Source organism: Microbacterium sp. NPDC086615 (assembly GCF_040686055.1).
Taxonomy (GTDB): domain Bacteria; phylum Actinomycetota; class Actinomycetes; order Actinomycetales; family Microbacteriaceae; genus Microbacterium.
In genome coordinates this window covers 90,200-106,374 of the sequence record NZ_JBFBJJ010000011.1, presented here as the reverse complement: position 1 = coordinate 106,374, position 16,175 = coordinate 90,200, and the positions used below count along the sequence as shown (strand labels likewise).

The following is a 16,175-nucleotide window of genomic DNA, read 5'->3' as shown; positions in this document are numbered from 1 at the left end:
AGCCTATTGCGGGCCCCCGACAACGCTCCGGGGTTGCTTCGGCGTCGAGGCATACCGCACGTGCGCACCCGCGGCCTCGAGGTCGGCCGCCAGCGGAGTGGCGGGGTCGAGATCGGCGACGATTCCCGTCACCCCGTCGAGCGGAAGGATGCCGAAGCGCGAGGCCGCACCCAGCTTCTCCTCGCTCGCGAGGACGAACGTCTCGGCGGCCCGCTCGGCGAGCACGCGCTTCATCGCCGCCTCATCGGCATCCCCCGTCGTGAACCCCGCCGCGGGGTGCACACCCGTCACCCCCAGGAAGAAAATGTCGGCGCTGATCCTCTGGGCGGCCTCGACCGCCGCGGAACCGCACGCGACCGCCGAGTGCTTGAACACCCGGCCGCCGATCACGACGACCTCGGCGTCGTGGTGCAGGAGGGCGGCGGCGATCGTCGGCGAATGCGTGATCACGGTGCCGGCGAACGAGCGGGGCAGCGCTTCCACGAGCGCCAGGGCGGTCGTTCCGCCGTCGAGGAGCACCGTGGCACCGGGTTCGATGAGCTCGACCGCGGCCGCGGCGACGCGGGCCTTGCTCGATCGCGCCACCCTCCCCCGCGCGTCGTAGTCGGCGACCGCCGGCGAGGCTGGGAGAGCCCCGCCGTAGACGCGGACGGCGAGGCCGGCGGCATCCAGTTCTCGGAGGTCGCGACGGATGCTGTCTTCGGAAAGCCCGAGTTCGAGGGCGACGTCTTTCACGACGAGGCGTCCGTCGCGACGGAGCCGCTCGAGCAGGGCGTCTTTGCGGGCGGCGGCGAGCATCACGCTTCACATTCTTGCACGTTTCTGCACTATCGTTCCGAATCATGGATGACGCGCTCCCCGGCACCACCGTGCCCGACCACCGCGGTCGCACCGGCCTTCATCTCACCGGCCGCGACCTCGACCGCAATCCGCGCGTCGAGGTGACCGACGTCGAGCTCCTCGCCGCCGGATGGCACGTGCTGCGCGCGACGACCTTCCGGTACCGCGGCGACGACGGCGAGTGGGTCACGCAGAAGCGCGAGACGTACGACCGCGGCAACGGCGCGACGATCCTGCTCTACGACCCCACGCGGCGGACCGTGCTGCTCACGCGGCAGTTCCGCTACCCCGTGTACGTCAACGACCACCCCGACGGCATGCTCATCGAGACCGCGGCGGGTCTGCTCGACGACGACGATCCGCTCACCGCGATCCGTCGCGAGGCCGAGGAGGAGACGGGTGTCCGCGTCGAAGAGGTGGAGCACGTCTTCGACGTCTACATGAGCCCCGGCTCGGTCACCGAGCGCCTGCACTTCTTCGCCGCGGCGTACGACGGCTCGACGCGCGTGGGCGATCGGGGCGGCCTCGAAGAGGAGGGCGAGGAGATCGAGATCCTCGAGTACGGCATCGACGACGCGCTCCAGCGCATCCGCAACGGCGAGATCCAGGATGCCAAGACCATCATGCTGCTGCAGTGGGCGGTGCTCGACGGACCGTTCGCCCGGCGCTGAGCCGAGACAGCAATTCCAGGCAAAGAAAAGACTCTCCGCGCACCCGGTAGAGCCTGGTTACCCTTGCTACGTTTCCGTCCTGGGGGAGTTGGCCTGGATGCCGCCACGCGGAGAGCCGTGAACAGCTTACCCGATCCGCGTCACACCATCAGCGGGGCCAGGGCGTCGGCCGCCGGGCGCAGGGCCGAGAGCACATCCCCGGGCTCGTCGACGCGATGCCGCGGACCCGAGAAAGCCACGGCTCCCGCGGCCAGTCCGCTCGCATCGCGGATCGGGACGGCGAGGCATCCCGAAGCGGCGGCCAGCTCTCCGCTCTGGCGTGTCGCACCCCACCGCGCGAGATCCTCTCGAGCGCGGTCGAGCTCCGGAGTGCCCGCGCAACCCTGCGACAGCAGCATGAGCCGGCCGAGCGCGTATCGGGCCGGTTCGCGCGCGAGGCGCGCCTCATCCGACAGGGGGAAGTCGGGATCGGCATCCACGACCGCGACCCGTCCATCGACGAAGAGCGCCACGTGCACTCCCCCGCGGACGGCCGAGCGCGCCTCGGCGAGCACGGCTCGGGCGGCCGACGACAGCCGCGCCGGTGGAGCGACGACCGCGGCGAGCTGTGCGACCTTCGCGCCCAGCGCGAACCCCGCGAGATCGGGGGTGCGGACCAGGTATTCGTCCTCGACGAGGAGGTTCACCAGTCGGTAGGTCGTCGCACGGGGCAACCCCAGCTCGGTCGACAGACGCTGGGCGCTCACCCCGGCACCGAGATGAGCGACCGCTTCGAGCACGGCGAGCGCGGAGTGCACGGCGCCCGGCTGGCGAGCGGTGAGCGCCGGCTGCTCACGCATCGTCGGGATGCCGCGGCGACACCACTCCCCCGAGCACCTGCGCCGCGACAGGCTCGTCGTAGACCCCGAGCGCACCGGACCCGTGTCGTCGACGGAGGAGCGTGATGACGACCGCGCACACGGCCGTCAGCCCCGCGACGATCACCACGATCGCACCGCCGGACGAGAGGTCGTCGACGAAGAAGGACACGAGGGCGGCGGCGAGCGCGAGCGCCGAGACGCCGGCGACCACCGTGGAACCGACCGTCGACTCGCCGATACGACGGAGGAAGAAGGGCGCCGCCACGCACACGAGGATGTACGCCACGATGTAGCCCGCGGCACCGAGCCCGATCGTCACGTGCATCGCATCGCGCGTGTCGATCCCCGCGGCGACCACCACGACCGGCAGCGCGGTGATGAGCGGCAACGCCGCGGCCACCGCCGTCGCGGGAGTTCCGAAGCGCGGATGAGTGCGACCGATCGCGGCCGGGAGGACGGCGTCGCGGCTCAGAGCGAAGAGCACGCGTACGAGCGCGGTGGTCGTGCCGATCGCGCACGCCAGGAAGGATGCCGCGATGCCGAGGTCGGCGACGACACCCCAGCCGCCGAGGCCGTACGCTTCGGCGAGTTCGTTGACCGGTGAGGCGCTGGTGGCGAGATCGGCGCCCAGCGCGTCGAAACCCGCGACCTGGGTCACGGCGGCGAGGACGTAGAGGAGCCCCGACAGCACCACGGTGCCGGTGATCGCGCGGGGGACGTTGCGCAGCGGCGAGACCGACTCGACGCTCAAGGTGGCCGCGGACTCGAACCCGACGAAGGCCGTCAGCGCGATCACGGCGGCTGCCGCGAACGCGGTCGGGTCGAGCTGGGCCCCGCCGATCCCCGCGATCGCCGTCAGGTCGAGCGGGCCGATCTTCACCAGGAGCGCGATGAGAAGGACCACGATCAGCGCGACCGACAGCGTCTCGACGACGAGCGCCGCGCGGGCGGAGATCCGGATGCCGCGGACGAGCACGAACGCGACGAGAACGCCTTGCCCCACGACGAAGAGCGCGGTCACGAGCGCTCGATCGATCGACGGCCAGAGTCCCGCGACCAGGTAGGTGGCGTAGTACGCGCCGCCGAGCAATGCGAACATGGCCACCGCACCGTACCCCGTGAGGATCGCCGCGCCCGCGGCGAGACCCGCGCGCGTGCCGAGACCGCGCGCGGTGTACGTGTAGAGGGCTCCCGTGGCGGCGAAGCGGCGCGCGAACTGCGAGACCGTGCGCGCGACCCCGAGGCTCAGGATCGCGGCGGCCACGATCGCGGTGACCGTCGCCCCCGGCGCGAAGCCCGCAACGAGCAGCACGACCGTCGTGGCCGCCGCCGCCGGCGCGACCGCCGCGACCGACTGCGCCGCGAGATCGACGATGCCGATACGGCGCCGGTCGAGTCCGTGCAGCGGGGAACGGTCGCCGAAACCGGCGACGGGATCGGGGCGCGCGATGGCGCGGGCGAGTGCAGTCACGTGGTCTCCGTCGGGTGCTGACGACCGTACGCGCCGGGCGTTGCACCCGGACGAACCGCATGTTTCGTGCTCGTGACCTTCGAATGAGACCGGGGGCGTCGGGCGTCTCAATCCGTCGTGCCACACCTTCACGGGGGCAACACGGACAGGCAACGACGGCGGAGGAACCTCGACACACGAACGCTCCACCTCACCCGACATCCCGGAGGAATCGATATGACCCAGCTCGAATCGAAGGGGGTGGCGGCGTCAGCCAAGCGGACGCTGCAGGGCTCCCTCGGTGTCACGGCGATCGTGTTCATGGTGGTCGCCGCCGCCTCACCGCTCACCGTCGTCGGCGGCGCCGCACCGCTCGGCATCCTGATCGGAAACGGCGCGGGCTTTCCGACCCTGTACGCGGTCAGCGCCGTCATCCTCCTGCTGTTCGCCGTGGGCCTGGCCGCGATGACACGCCATGTCCCGAAGCCCGGCGCCTTCTTCACGTACATCGGCTACGGCCTCGGCCGCCCCTCGGGCCTGGCCGCGGCGTGGACGGCGATGCTCACGTACACGACGATCCAGGTCTCGGTCTACGGCTACATCGGCTACCTGCTCGAGATCACCGTCGTCTCACTCGGGGGTCCCGACCTCGCGTGGTGGCTGTACGCGCTCGCGGTCGTGGGGCTCGTCGGCATCCTGGGCTATCGGCACATCGACCTGTCGAGCAAGGTGCTCGGCGTCCTTCTCGTGGCCGAGGTCGCCATCGTGCTCGCGCTCGTCGCGGCCGTGGTGTTCAACGGCGGCCCCGAGGGCCTGAGCGCGGCACCGTTCGAGCCGGCGAACGTCCTCAGCGGCTCGCCCGGTGTCGGGCTCATGTTCGCCATCGCGGCGTTCATCGGGTTCGAGGCGACGGCGATCTTCCGCGACGAAGCACGCGATCCCGACCGGACGATCCCCCGCGCCACGTACGGCGCCGTGATCGGGATCGGCATCTTCTACACCCTCGCGTCCTGGGGCCTGGTGATGGCCTGGGGTCCCGGCGGGATCATGGAGGCCGCAGCCGATCCCGGCACCCTCATGCTCCGCACCGTCGCGATCTACCTCGGCACCGTCGGCGAGATCATCGTCAACGTCCTGCTGCTGACCTCGATGTTCGCGTGCGTGCTGTCGTTCCACAACGTGCTCACCCGCTACCAGCACGCCATGGCCGGCGCCGGGGTGCTGCCCGACCGTATCGGTGGCGTGCACGCGCGCCACCTCTCGCCGCACGTGTCGTCGATCGTGCAGACGGCGACGGCCGCGGTTCTCACGGCGGTCTTCGCGGTGCTGAACCTCGACCCGCTGCTGCAGGTGTTCACGTGGTTCGCCGGTGTCGCCACCCTCGCCATCGCGGTGCTGATGGCCGCGACCTCCGTCGCCGTGATCGTGTACTTCGCCCGGACCCGCGCCGACCGGCGCGTATGGAACACGATCGTCGCCCCCGCGCTCGGCTTCGTGGGGCTCGCGGTGTCGGCCGTGATCATCGTCGTCTACTTCCCGATCATGGTCGGCGACGTGGACGGTGACGGAAACCCCGTCTTCGGCGCGGTCACCTGGTGCCTTCTGGCGCTGGTGGTGGTCTTCCCCGTCCTCGGCTACGCCCAGGCCGCCTGGATCCGCCGTCGCCGCCCCGCCGCCTACGCCAAGCTCACCGACACCATCGCGGGATGACCGGATGCCGCGGCCCGGCGCCGCGGCATCCTTCCCGCTCCTTTCCCTCCCCGCCCCATCCGAGAGAGACACCATGACCCTCACCGACCCGACGTCCACCGCCTTCACCGCTCCTCCGGCTCCGGCCCACCCGCTGGCATCGCTCTCCCCCGCCGAGATCACGACGGTCCACGCGATCGTCTCGGGCCTCGACGGGCTCGACGAGGCGACCCGCTTCGCCTACGTCGGCCTCGAGGAAGCGCCGAAGGGAGAGGTTCTCGCGTGGGAGCGCGGCGAGGCCGCCTTCCCCGAGCGCCGCGCCCGGGTGCAGTTGCTGAACCTGCGCACCGCCCACTCACTCGACCTCGTCGTCTCGCTCGCCACCGGGGAGGTTCTGCGTCACACCGAGCTCGACGGCTCCGACGGGCAGCTGCCGATCCTCGACGCCGAGTTCGAGGAGGTCGGACTCATCGCGAACGAGAGCGCCGAGTGGGTCGCCGCCCTCGCCGCCCGCGGTCTCACGACCGCCGACGTCGTGCTCGTGCCGCTCTCAGCCGGCCACTACGGCTATGAGAACGAGGTCGGGCGCCGCGTGCTGCGCACCTTCGCGTTCCGTCAGGACCACCCCGCCGACCACCCGTGGGCGCACCCCGTCGACGGCCTCACCGCCTACATCGACGTCGCCGACCGCCGGATCATCGAGATCGTCGACACCCCCGGCTTCACGGTGCCCGAGACGCACGGCAACTTCGACGATCCCGAGCTGCAGGGCCCGCCCCTCGAGGGGCTCAAGCCCATCGTGATCACCCAGCCCGAGGGCGCGAGCTTCACCGTCGACGAGGAGCACGTGACGTGGGGCGAATGGGACCTGCGCATCGGCTTCGACACCCGCGAGGGGCTCATCCTGCGTCAGCTCTCGTTCGCCGGGCGCCCCGTGATGTACCGCGGCTCGATCAGCGAGATGGTCGTGCCCTACGCCGACCCCGCGCCCAACCGGTTCTGGCAGAACTACTTCGACACCGGCGAGTACCTCTTCGGCCGGTACACGAACGAGCTCGAGCTCGGTTGCGACTGCGTCGGCGACATCACCTACGTCGACGCCGTGCTGTCGGACGAGAACGGGATGCCGCGCACCATCCGCAACGCCGTGTGCATGCACGAGGAGGACTTCGGCACCCTCTGGAAGCACACCGACATCTTCACCGGCGCCAGCGAGGTGCGCCGCTCACGGCGGCTGGTCATCTCGTTCTTCACCACCGTCGGCAACTACGACTACGGCTTCTACTGGTACCTGTACCTCGACGGCACGATCGAGTGCGAGGCGAAGCTCACCGGCATCCTGTTCACCTCCGCCTACCCGGGCGAGGGCTACCCGTACGCCTCGGAGGTCGCGCCGGGCCTCGGGGCGCCGTACCATCAGCACCTGTTCTCGGCGCGGCTCGACATGACCGTCGACGGGGTCGCGAACGTCGTGAACGAGATCGACGCGGTGCGCGTGCCCATCTCGGCCGAGAACCCCGCCGGGAACGCCTTCACGAAGAAGGTGACGCCGATCACGTCGGAGAAGGTGTCGGGCCGCGTCGCCGACGGCGCCGTGAACCGCGTGTGGCAGATCGCCTCGACCGAGAAGACGACGGAGCGCGGACAGGCGACGTCGTACATGCTGTTCCCGACCGAGACTCCGGTGCTGCTGGCCGATGACGCCTCTTCGATCGCCGCGCGCGCGGCGTTCGCCACGAAGAACCTGTTCGTGACGAAGTACGACCCCGATGAGCGATACGCCGCGGGCGACTTCGTCAATCAGCACCCGGGTGGTGCCGGCATCCCGGCCTTCATCGCGGGCGACGAACCGCTCGTCGGCGAAGACGTGGTGCTCTGGCACACATTCGGACTCACGCACTTCCCGCGCAACGAGGACTGGCCCGTCATGCCGATGGACTACGCGAAGTTCACACTGAAGCCGTACAACTTCTTCGAGCGCAATCCCGTCCTGAACGTCCCCGCGCCGGCGAACACGCATTGCGCGCCGACGGCGCATGCCGACGGGCACGGCCACGGCCCGCACGCGGATGAGGCGGTCGGCGCGCACGGTCATGACCACAGCACGCACGGTCACGACGGGCACGGCGACGCGCACCACTGTTGAACCGATGAGCGAGATCCTCCACGCCTGGGCGGTCGCCCCCGCCGCGGTCGGCGCCTGCTGTCTGGCAGCCGATCGCGCGCGGGTGCGGCCGCCCGAGGTCGCGGCATCCGTGCTGATGCTGCTCGCGATGCTGGATGCCGCGGTGTTTGGCGTGATCGCGCCGGTGTGGTGGACGGTTCTGCTGCTGACGGCGGCCCTCGGGCTCGGGGCCTGGCGTCGCCCGCGGCAACGCCGGGTGCCACGCGTCCCCGCCGTCATGACGCTGCACACGACGCTCGGAATGATCGTGATGGCCGGCCTGCAGCTGGCGATGGGCGGGCACGCGACCTCATCCGGCCATGCTCACGGGCTCTCCTTGCCCCCCGTGCTCGTGGGCGCAGCGGCCGTCTACGCCGTGCTGTCGCTCGAGGCCATGCGACGGATGCCGGCGCGGCTCGACCGTGCGCAGATCGGGGCCATGGCGGCATCCGTCATCCTCATGGGCGTTGCAGCGATGTAGGCAGGTCCCCGCCCCCTCCGCCCGGTCTCAGTCCCGTGGGCGTGACGTCCCGTGCAGGTCCAGGACCCAGATCAGCAGGAGGAGAAGAAATGGGCCTCGCTGCGTCGGCAGCGAGGCCCATCGATGTGTTGGGAGTCGTGATCAGCGCGACGATCGCGACGGTGAGTCGCTCGGCGGCTTCGGAAACTGGTTGGCCGGACGGACGGTCGGCTCGACACGGTTGTTCACAGGCTGCTGCGCATGCTCGATCGTCTGTCCACGCATCGTCGTATAGTGCGCGTTACCCGAGTAATTCGTCATGGCATCCTCCATTGACTGTGTGGGACGAATTTAGCACCCGGAGTCTGGAGATGACACGTGCCCACAGATCTCGTCGGCGTCGCGTTCTACGTCCTCCTCATTCTCCCGGGCGTCATGTTCGCGATCAGTCGCGAACGACACCGCCCCCGCATCAAGCAGTCCGCTTTCCGAGAGACCGCCACGGCCATCTTCGTCAGCACCGCAATCGCGGCATCATTCGGCTTCACCGTCGCGATCGCTTCGTTGCTGTCACCGCCTGTTCATTCCGAAGTCGTTCGTTTCCTCGAAGATCCCGCGCTGTACGCCCGCGAACGCTTCGAGGGGTTCGTCATCTTCGGTTTCGTTCTTCTGAGTGTGGCGACCTGGGCTGCCTGGTGGTTGGGGAGCAAGCGAGCCGATGACCTCATCTTCGCCCGCCGCGCGGAAGACCCCAACCGAGACTCCTGGGGCTATGTCTTCACCAGGAAACCCGAGGCGCGTAACTTCGCAGGGGTCCGCCTGAAGGAGGGCACCTGGGTCCAGGGGTTCGTCGACACGTACGGCAACGTCGGTGAAGAGGGTATGCCGAAAGCACTCACTCTGGTCGGCGCCATCGGCATTCGCCCTCCTGGGGGAGAGCTCGAAGCCTACGAAGGCGAAGTGCTCGTGCTCAAAGACGCCGAGATCTTGTACATGACGGTGACGTACATGGACGGGGAACCGGCCCCCGTTGCGGACGCGGCGCGAACGACCCCACGGCAATCCATCCGTATCGGAGTCGTCGCATTGCTTGTGCTGATGATCGTCCTTCTGGTCGCATTCCACGCGAACGGCTGAGAGCAGCCTCTCCCCCTCGGGGAGGTCATGACGACGAAGCGGCCGGGGTGCGATGCACCCCGGCCGCGTGTCAGTCGGATGTCAGCGCGACAACCGCACCGTGACGAGCTAGAACGGACGCAGCTCGAGATCCACGACGCCGCCCTGCACAGCGGTCACCGCTGCGGCATCCACGTCACGCTCCAGCAGGTCGGTCTCGCTCACGCGGGCGACGTAGAACCCGGCCTCGAGGCGCGCGTGCACCCGCTGACCGAGCGCCTCGTACAGGCGCACGACGACGTCTCCCGAGCCGTCCTGCGCGAGCTTGATCGCCTCGACGACCACGCCCGGCTGATCGATCGTCACCAGCGGGGCGACCGATTCCTCGGCGGCATCCGTCACCACCCGCGCGGGCAGGTTCGTCCGGTAGCCCTCGGCCACGGCATCCACGACCTCGGCCTCGACGACGATGCCCACCTCAAGGTGGTGCACACCCTGGTCCTGGCCCGGGTCGGGGAACATCGCCGAGCGGATGATCGACAGACGCACGAGCGAGTACGTGCCGCCGGCCTCGCGCTCGTGGCGCGTGATGTCGTGACCGTACGTCGAGTCGTTCGTCACCGCGACGCCGAAGCCGGGCTCGGCGACCCGCACCCAGCGGTGCGCGGCGGTCTCGAAGCGGGCCGAGTCCCCCGACGTGTTCGTGTGGGTCGGGCGCACGATGTGTCCGAACTGGATCTCGGATGCCGCGCGGTCGGTGTGCACGTCCACGGGGACCCCGAGCTTGAGCAGCTTCTGCTGCTCGTGCCAGTCCACGTCGAGCGAGAGGCGTGCCCCGCCTCGGCGAGAACGGCGAAACGCGAGCGGGGCTCGAGCTTCAACAGGGTGCGAGGCTTGCCGGGACCCGAGATGACCTTGCCCGCCTCGACGATGAGGCCCTCATCGGCGAGACGGCGCGTGACGTTGCTGTGGGTCTGGGCGCTGAGTCCCGTCCGTGCCGCTCGACGCGGCTGAGCCCCTCGGGGGCACGGCGGATCAGGTCGAGCACGAGGGTCTGGTTGTACTCGCCGACAGCCGGCAGGTTCGACCCCGTCCGCATCGCCCCTCGCTCTCGCTCGTCGGCCCGTGACGCGGACTCCGCTCAGCGTACGCCCGCGTAGAAGTAGCGCCCCGCCGCGTCGTCGTCCGTCAGGCGCCGAGCGCGAGCGCCGCTGCGCCCAGCAGGGGCCCGTCGCCGTCGAGGCCGGAGCCGACGATGCGACAGCGTCGCGCGTAGGCGTGCACCGCCGCGGCTTCCGCCGCCAGGCGCACCTGATCGACGTAGTCGTCGGCGACCTGCGAGAACCCGCCCGCGATCGCGACCGCTTCGAGGTCGCACAGCGTCGCCGCCGCGGCGATGGCCTGGCCGACCGCGGTCGCCGAGCGCGACACGGCGGCGCGGGCGATCTCGTCGCCGGCACGGTACGACGCCGCCAGGTCGAGTCCGGTGGCACCCTCCCAGCCCTGCGTGCGCGCCCACGCGACGGTTCCGGGACCGGCGGCCACGGCTTCGAGAGTGGATGCCACGGCGTCACCGTCGTGGATCGTGCGCACGAACGTCTGCCCGAGGTGACCCGCGTTGCCGCTCGCCCCGCCCATCGGACGCCCGTCCAGGACGAATCCTCCGCCGACCCCCGTGGAGACGACGATCGCCATCGCGTTCCGGCATCCGCGCAGAGATCCCCGCCAGTGCTCGGCGAGCGCGATGCACGTGCCGTCGAGGGCGAGCGTGATCGGACCGTCGATCAGACCGCTCAGCACCTCGTCGATCGGGAGACCGGCGGCCTGGGGCAGGTTGAGCGGCGAGACCGAGCGCGACGGGAGGTCGACCGGTCCGGCGCTGCCGACGCCGATCGCGCCGACACGCAGACCGGGGACCGCAGCCAGCGCCCCCTCCGCCGCTTCGCGGACGTTGCGTGCGATGGCCTTGCGGTCGTTCTCGCGCCCGGTGGGCCGGCGCGTCACGCTCTCTCGCACCACCTCGCCGGCGACCGACACGACGGCAGCGTCGACCTTCGTCCCGCCGATGTCGACGGCGAGAACGTGGGTGTACGCGGGCAGGGACGGGGTGGCATCGGACATGCGCGCTCCTCGGGTGAACGAATGCTCCCCGATCCTAGGGGCCGGTGCATCCGCCGAGTGACGCCTGTGCACCGCGCCCCGGACGGCCCCGAGCCCCGCGGCGCAGGTTACGATCAGGTCACGGCGGCAACGGCTGCCGCCGCCCATCGACACGAGGGATGCCATGGACGAGACGGCCACGCCCGAGGCGGCATCGCGACTCCGCCGCACCGAGACCGCCCGCCCGGGAAGTGACGAGCCGCTCACCGCGGAGTCCTTCGCCCGGCTGACCGATCAGATCACGGCATCCGTCTCGAACGTCATCGACGGCAAGCCGGAGGCCGTCCAGAGCGCTCTGATCGCGCTCCTGGCCGAGGGGCACCTGCTCATCGAGGACGTCCCCGGGGTGGGCAAGACCATGCTCGCCCGCGCGCTGGCCGCGACGGTCGACGCCGACGTGCGACGCATCCAGTTCACGCCCGACCTCCTACCCGGAGACATCACGGGCGTCTCGGTTTTCAACCCGGTCACGCGGCAATTCGAGTTCACGCCTGGCGCGGTGTTCGCCAACATCGTCATTGCCGACGAGATCAACCGCTCCTCCCCCAAGACGCAATCGTCGCTGCTCGAGGCGATGGAGGAGCGCCAGGTGACGATCGACGGGCGGACGCACGTGCTGCCCTCCCCGTTCCTCGTCGTGGCGACGCAGAACCCCTTCGAGATGGAGGGCACCTACGCCCTCCCCGAGGCTCAGCGCGACCGCTTCCTCCTGCGCATCTCGATGGGCTACCCCGATGCCGCCGCCGAAGCGCTCATGCTGCGCCAGCGCGACTCCGTGAACCCCCTGGACGGGATCGTGCCCGTCGTGACCGCGCGGCAGATCACCGCGATGATCGCCTGGGCCCGCGGGGTGCACGTCGCCCCCGCGCTCGAGGAGTACGTCGTGGCGCTGGCGCAGGCGACGCGGAGCCACCCCGACATCCGCCTGGGCGCGAGTCCGCGGGCCACTCTGCAGCTGGTCCGTGCGGCCAAGGTCCGGGCGGCGCTCGACGGGCGCGCCTACGTCATCCCCGACGACCTGACGTCGCTGCTCAACCCGGTGTTCGGTCACCGCCTCATCGCGAACCGCTCCGCCGCGGGCGGCCGCGCGGGAGCGGTCGTGGTGTCCGAGGCGCTCGACCGCATCGCCGCGAGCGTGCGCGTCCCGCTCGCCGCCCGAGCGTGAGGACCCGATGAGACGCCGGTGGCCGCTGACCCTCCGGGGCAGCGGTGCCGCCGTGCTCGCGGTCGCCTCCCTCGTCATCGCGCAGCGGGCCGGCATCCCCGAACTGATGTACTTCGGCGTGCTCATGGCCGCGCTGCTGGCCGCGGCCGCCGTCACCCTCCTGATCGCGCGGCGCACCGACCGCGTCACGCGGACCGTCCGCCCCGACGTGATCGACGTGGGATCGCGCACCGACGTCGTCGTGCGCGTCGGCCTGCAGACGGCCCTGCCGACCGCTCCCGGCCGATGGGCCGACGCCCTTCCCGCGGGGGTGAGCGGGAACGCGCGGGGTCTGTTCCCGGCGACGGCGTCATCGCTCGGCCGCGACACCGTCCCCGTCGAGCTCCGTTACGAGATCGTCGGCCGCGAGCGGGGCGTTCATGCGCTGGGACCCCTCGAGGTCGTCACGACCGACCCGTTCGGCCTCGTCCGTCGCCGATTCAAGCTCGGGCGGCCCTCCCCGATCACGGTCGCCCCCGCGATCGTCGACCTTCCGCCGCTTCCCCCGACCGGGGGCGAGGCGGGCGGTACCCGGCAGTCCTCGGCGCTGCAGCTCGGGGAGGGCGTCGACAACCTGGTCGCCCGTCCCTACGCCCCGGGCGACTCGATGCGGCGCATCCACTGGCGCGCGACCGCGCATCGCGACACCCTCATGGTGCGCCAGGAGGAACAGGAGTCCAGCCCCGCGGCGACCGTCGTGCTCGATCGTGCCCCGTCGCGGTGGTCCGCCGCGGCCGGCGAGGCGCCGAGCGCCGACATCGCTTTCGAGACGGCGGTCTCGGCGTGCGTGTCGGCGGTCGCACGCCTGGTGCACGAGGGGTACACGGTCGACGTCGTCGACAGCGACGGCGAGCTCCTGGCCGAGCCCGTCGACGGCGGAGAAGAGGGAGAGGCGCGCGCGCTCGCGGCGTCGTTCGCCGGCCTGACCGCGCGCATCGACGGTTCGTCCGCGCGCGTGATCCCTGCGTCGGCAGCGGTCATGATGGGACCGGTCGTGGTCGTCACGGCCGACCCCTCGCGTGACCCCGCGCTCGTCCCCGGCGCCTTCGCGCAGCGCTCGGCGCTGCCGATCATGGTCCTGGTGTCGGCCCAGCCCGATCTCGACGTCCCGCTCGCCGCGGGGTGGCGCGTGGCATCCGTCCGCCCCGGTGGCGACATCGCCGCCGCGTGGGCCGAGGCGACCGAGAGAGGACTCGCCGATGTCGGCCGGTGATGTGACGCAGCTGCGCACGCCCCGTCGCCGTCGCGACGCGTCGTTGCTGACCCTCGGCCTGTTCGCGGCGATGGCCGCTGCCATGCTCCCCGTGTTCTCGGTCATGGCTCCGGGCTCGTGGACCGTCCAGGCCGCTTTCCTCACGGCGGCCCTCCTCGGTGCCGGGCTCGTCGCGCGACTGTGCGCACTGCCGGCGCTGGTGGCGACGGTGATCGAGCTGGGCATCTGGGTCTTCGCGCTCACGGCCCTGTTCGGGCGCACCACGGCGGTGCTGGGGTTCATCCCGAGCCCGGCCACCGTGAGCACCGTCCCGGGCCTCGTCTCCGCGGCATCCGAAGAGATCCGTACCGGTGTCGCGCCCGTCGCGCCGGGAGTGGGACTCGCGTTCGTGCTGGTCGCGGCGATCGGCGCCCTCGCGATCGTGTTGGATCACGTCGTGCTCACGGCCCGGATGCCGCTGCTCGCCGCCGTGGGTCTCGTCGCGGTCTCGCTCATCCCCACCATCGCCATCCCGGCGGACGTGGACGTGCCGGGCTTCGTCCTGCTCGCCCTCGCGCTCCTCTTCCTGCTGCGCGTGGACACGCGCTCGCGCCACGCCGGCAGCCGTTCGCGTGGGCGCGGCGCGTCCGCCACCGCCCTCGGCATCGCCGCGGTCGCGGTGCTCGTCGCCGTCGTCGCGACGCCCCTCCTCCCCCAACCGGCCCTGCGCTTCGCCTCCGGCGGGACGGGCGGATACGGAACGACGATCAACCCCAACCTCGAGCTCGGCAACGACCTGCGCCAGCCGCGCGACGTCGACGTGCTCACGCTGCAGACGGACGCACCCACACCGCCCTACCTGCGCGCGGTGACGCTCTCGAGCTTCGACGGCTCGGTGTGGCAGCCCGACCGCGCCGACACCGTGAACGTCCCCGACGACGGCCCGGTGTTCGCGGCCCCGGAGATCGACCCTGACATCGCGGTCGCGCAGTACACGACCGACATCTCGGTCGGCGAGCTCGACAGCCCGTGGCTCCCCGTCCCCTCCCCCGCGACGACCGTGACGGGTCTGCAGGGCGACTGGCTCGGGATGCCGGACAACCGCACGATCGTGTCGCGCGCGGGCTCGTCGCGCGACCAGGACTACGAGGTGCAGACGATCGCGCCGCGACCGACCCTCGAGCAGATCCGCGCGCGTCCCGTCGGAGGATCGGAGCTGGGCGATGCGGTGCGCGCCCTGCCCGCCGACGTCCCCGCCATCATCGGCGACACCGCCCGTGAGATCACGGCGGGCGCGTCGTCGCCGTACGACGCCCTGATCGACCTGCAGACCTGGTTCCGCAGCAGCGCGTTCCGGTACTCGCTCGACGCCCCGGTCGAGGCGGGGTTCGACGGGGCGGGACTGGATGCCGTGGCCGACTTCCTCCAGGCGCGCACCGGATACTGCGTGCACTACGCCTCGGCCTTCGCCGTGATGGCCCGAACGCTCGACATGCCCTCACGCATCGTCGTGGGCTACCTGCCCGGCACGATGTCCAGCTCGGGCATCGGGCAGGAGCGGTCCACGTTCACCGTCACCTCGAGCCAGCTGCACGCGTGGCCCGAGGTGTATTTCCAGGGCATCGGCTGGGTGCCGTTCGAGCCCACCAACAGCCTCGGCGTCCCCACGAACTTCGCCTCCGGCAGCACGGGCAGCACGACCACCACCCCCAACGCTCCGCAGCAGTCGCAGAGCGCGGCACCGGGCAGCCAACCCACGACCGCCCCCTCGCTCGGAAACGAGGACGGCCCCGGGCTGTCGAGCGGAAGCACCGCGGGCGCGACGCGGGCGATCGGTCCGGGTCTGCTGATCGCCGCGGGCATCGCGGTGCTGCTCCTGATTCTCGCGGTTCCCGCGGTGGTTCGATCTCTGCGACGCCGTTCGCGTCTCACCGCGGCACGGGCGGGAGACCCCGTGGCCGCGTGGACGGCGGTGCAGGACGACGCGGTGGATCTCGGCATCCCGGTCCCGGGCGGTGAGTCGCCGCGGCGGTTCGCCGAGCGTCTCGTGCGGGACCACGGCGCCGATGCCGACGACGTCGACCTCCTGCGCGCGGCGGTCGAGCGCGTCAGCTACGCCGAGAACGCGCTGGATGCCACCGCCGGACCGCTCCTCGCCGACGCCGCCGCGCGGGTCGGCGCGAGCCTGAGCGCCCGGGTTGCGGGGCCGCGCCGCGTGCTCGCGCGGGTCCTTCCGCGTTCGCTCGTCGTGCGGCCGGGGACGGCGGCTGCCGAAGAGCGTGAGCGGGTCGGCGCGTAGCGGGTTCGAGCCCCCGGACGTCTCGCGCCCCGCGGAACGAACGCGAGAGCCCCGCCCGAACTTGCGTTCG

The 16,175-nt window shown here is 71.1% G+C and carries 14 protein-coding genes, 1 other RNA gene and 2 pseudogenes; 8 read left to right on the top strand and 9 right to left on the bottom strand.

Annotated elements, in window-relative coordinates:
- Nucleotides 1-3: 3 nt before the first annotated feature.
- Entirely contained in the window at nt 4-798 is a 795-nt protein-coding gene (locus tag AB0O24_RS12550) for a DeoR/GlpR family DNA-binding transcription regulator (RefSeq protein ID WP_363375343.1), read from the bottom strand.
- A gap of 44 nt (nt 799-842) precedes the next feature.
- On the opposite strand from AB0O24_RS12550, the gene AB0O24_RS12545 reads away from it, so the two are divergent.
- Complete coding sequence (locus AB0O24_RS12545) at nt 843-1,511, top strand: NUDIX domain-containing protein (RefSeq protein WP_363375292.1); 669 nt, start codon at nt 843-845, stop codon at nt 1,509-1,511.
- 23 nt (nt 1,512-1,534) lie between these two features.
- Here the strand turns inward: AB0O24_RS12545 and ffs are convergent.
- The 3 genes from ffs to AB0O24_RS12530 form a co-directional block, all read right to left on the bottom strand.
- Nucleotides 1,535-1,631, bottom strand: an RNA gene (gene ffs / locus AB0O24_RS12540) — signal recognition particle sRNA small type.
- A 20-nt stretch (nt 1,632-1,651) separates the two neighbouring features.
- The gene (locus AB0O24_RS12535) at nt 1,652-2,350 is read right to left on the bottom strand and encodes a helix-turn-helix domain-containing protein (protein WP_363375289.1); all 699 of its coding nucleotides are present in this window, start codon (nt 2,348-2,350) and stop codon (nt 1,652-1,654) included.
- The gene (locus tag AB0O24_RS12530) at nt 2,343-3,842 is read right to left on the bottom strand and encodes an APC family permease (RefSeq protein WP_307385467.1); all 1,500 of its coding nucleotides are present in this window, start codon (nt 3,840-3,842) and stop codon (nt 2,343-2,345) included. Before AB0O24_RS12530 ends, AB0O24_RS12535 begins: the two co-directional genes overlap by 8 nt.
- Before the next feature lie 216 nt (nt 3,843-4,058).
- Between AB0O24_RS12530 and AB0O24_RS12525 the strand changes: the two genes are divergently transcribed.
- The 3 genes from AB0O24_RS12525 to AB0O24_RS12515 all read left to right on the top strand — a co-directional run bounded on the left by AB0O24_RS12525 (nt 4,059) and on the right by AB0O24_RS12515 (nt 8,155).
- Entirely contained in the window at nt 4,059-5,531 is a 1,473-nt protein-coding gene (locus AB0O24_RS12525; RefSeq protein ID WP_363375287.1) for an APC family permease, read from the top strand.
- 73 nt (nt 5,532-5,604) lie between these two features.
- Nucleotides 5,605-7,656, top strand: a complete 2,052-nt coding sequence (locus tag AB0O24_RS12520) for a primary-amine oxidase (protein ID WP_307385463.1) — start codon at nt 5,605-5,607, stop codon at nt 7,654-7,656.
- 4 nt (nt 7,657-7,660) lie between these two features.
- Complete coding sequence (locus AB0O24_RS12515; RefSeq protein WP_307385461.1) at nt 7,661-8,155, top strand: hypothetical protein; 495 nt, start codon at nt 7,661-7,663, stop codon at nt 8,153-8,155.
- A gap of 141 nt (nt 8,156-8,296) precedes the next feature.
- On the opposite strand, the gene AB0O24_RS12510 is transcribed toward AB0O24_RS12515, so the two are convergent.
- Nucleotides 8,297-8,455, bottom strand: coding sequence for a hypothetical protein (locus AB0O24_RS12510; protein WP_307385460.1), 159 nt, complete (start codon nt 8,453-8,455; stop codon nt 8,297-8,299).
- Between the two features lie 57 nt (nt 8,456-8,512).
- Here AB0O24_RS12510 and AB0O24_RS12505 point away from each other — a divergent pair, with 57 nt between their 5' ends.
- On the top strand, nt 8,513-9,271 hold the full coding sequence (locus AB0O24_RS12505; protein WP_307385459.1) for a DUF6338 family protein: 759 nt from the start codon (nt 8,513-8,515) through the stop codon (nt 9,269-9,271).
- A gap of 108 nt (nt 9,272-9,379) precedes the next feature.
- Here the strand turns inward: AB0O24_RS12505 and AB0O24_RS12500 are convergent, their stop codons facing one another.
- The 4 genes and pseudogenes from AB0O24_RS12500 to AB0O24_RS12485 form a co-directional block, all read right to left on the bottom strand.
- Nucleotides 9,380-9,772 (bottom strand): glycosyl hydrolase-related protein, encoded by a 393-nt coding sequence (locus tag AB0O24_RS12500; RefSeq protein ID WP_363375340.1) that lies wholly within the window; start codon nt 9,770-9,772, stop codon nt 9,380-9,382.
- Nucleotides 9,770-10,069 (bottom strand): annotated as a pseudogene (locus AB0O24_RS12495) (glycoside hydrolase family 38 C-terminal domain-containing protein); the annotation flags it as partial. The pseudogene AB0O24_RS12495 and the gene AB0O24_RS12500, both read right to left, overlap by 3 nt.
- Nucleotides 10,070-10,098: 29 nt before the next feature.
- Nucleotides 10,099-10,349: pseudogene (locus AB0O24_RS12490) on the bottom strand (ROK family transcriptional regulator); the annotation flags it as partial.
- 89 nt (nt 10,350-10,438) lie between these two features.
- Nucleotides 10,439-11,371: an ROK family protein gene (locus tag AB0O24_RS12485; protein ID WP_363375283.1), complete on the bottom strand. Its 933-nt coding sequence runs from the start codon at nt 11,369-11,371 to the stop codon at nt 10,439-10,441.
- A 163-nt stretch (nt 11,372-11,534) separates the two neighbouring features.
- Between AB0O24_RS12485 and AB0O24_RS12480 the strand changes: the two genes are divergently transcribed.
- From AB0O24_RS12480 to AB0O24_RS12470, 3 genes are read left to right on the top strand one after another with little or no spacing between them, the layout of a single operon-like run.
- Nucleotides 11,535-12,575: a MoxR family ATPase gene (locus AB0O24_RS12480; RefSeq protein WP_193753590.1), complete on the top strand. Its 1,041-nt coding sequence runs from the start codon at nt 11,535-11,537 to the stop codon at nt 12,573-12,575.
- A gap of 7 nt (nt 12,576-12,582) precedes the next feature.
- Entirely contained in the window at nt 12,583-13,827 is a 1,245-nt protein-coding gene (locus tag AB0O24_RS12475) for a DUF58 domain-containing protein (protein ID WP_363375280.1), read from the top strand.
- The gene (locus tag AB0O24_RS12470; RefSeq protein WP_363375277.1) at nt 13,814-16,105 is read left to right on the top strand and encodes a DUF3488 and transglutaminase-like domain-containing protein; all 2,292 of its coding nucleotides are present in this window, start codon (nt 13,814-13,816) and stop codon (nt 16,103-16,105) included. Before AB0O24_RS12475 ends, AB0O24_RS12470 begins: the two co-directional genes overlap by 14 nt.
- Nucleotides 16,106-16,175: the final 70 nt, after the last annotated feature.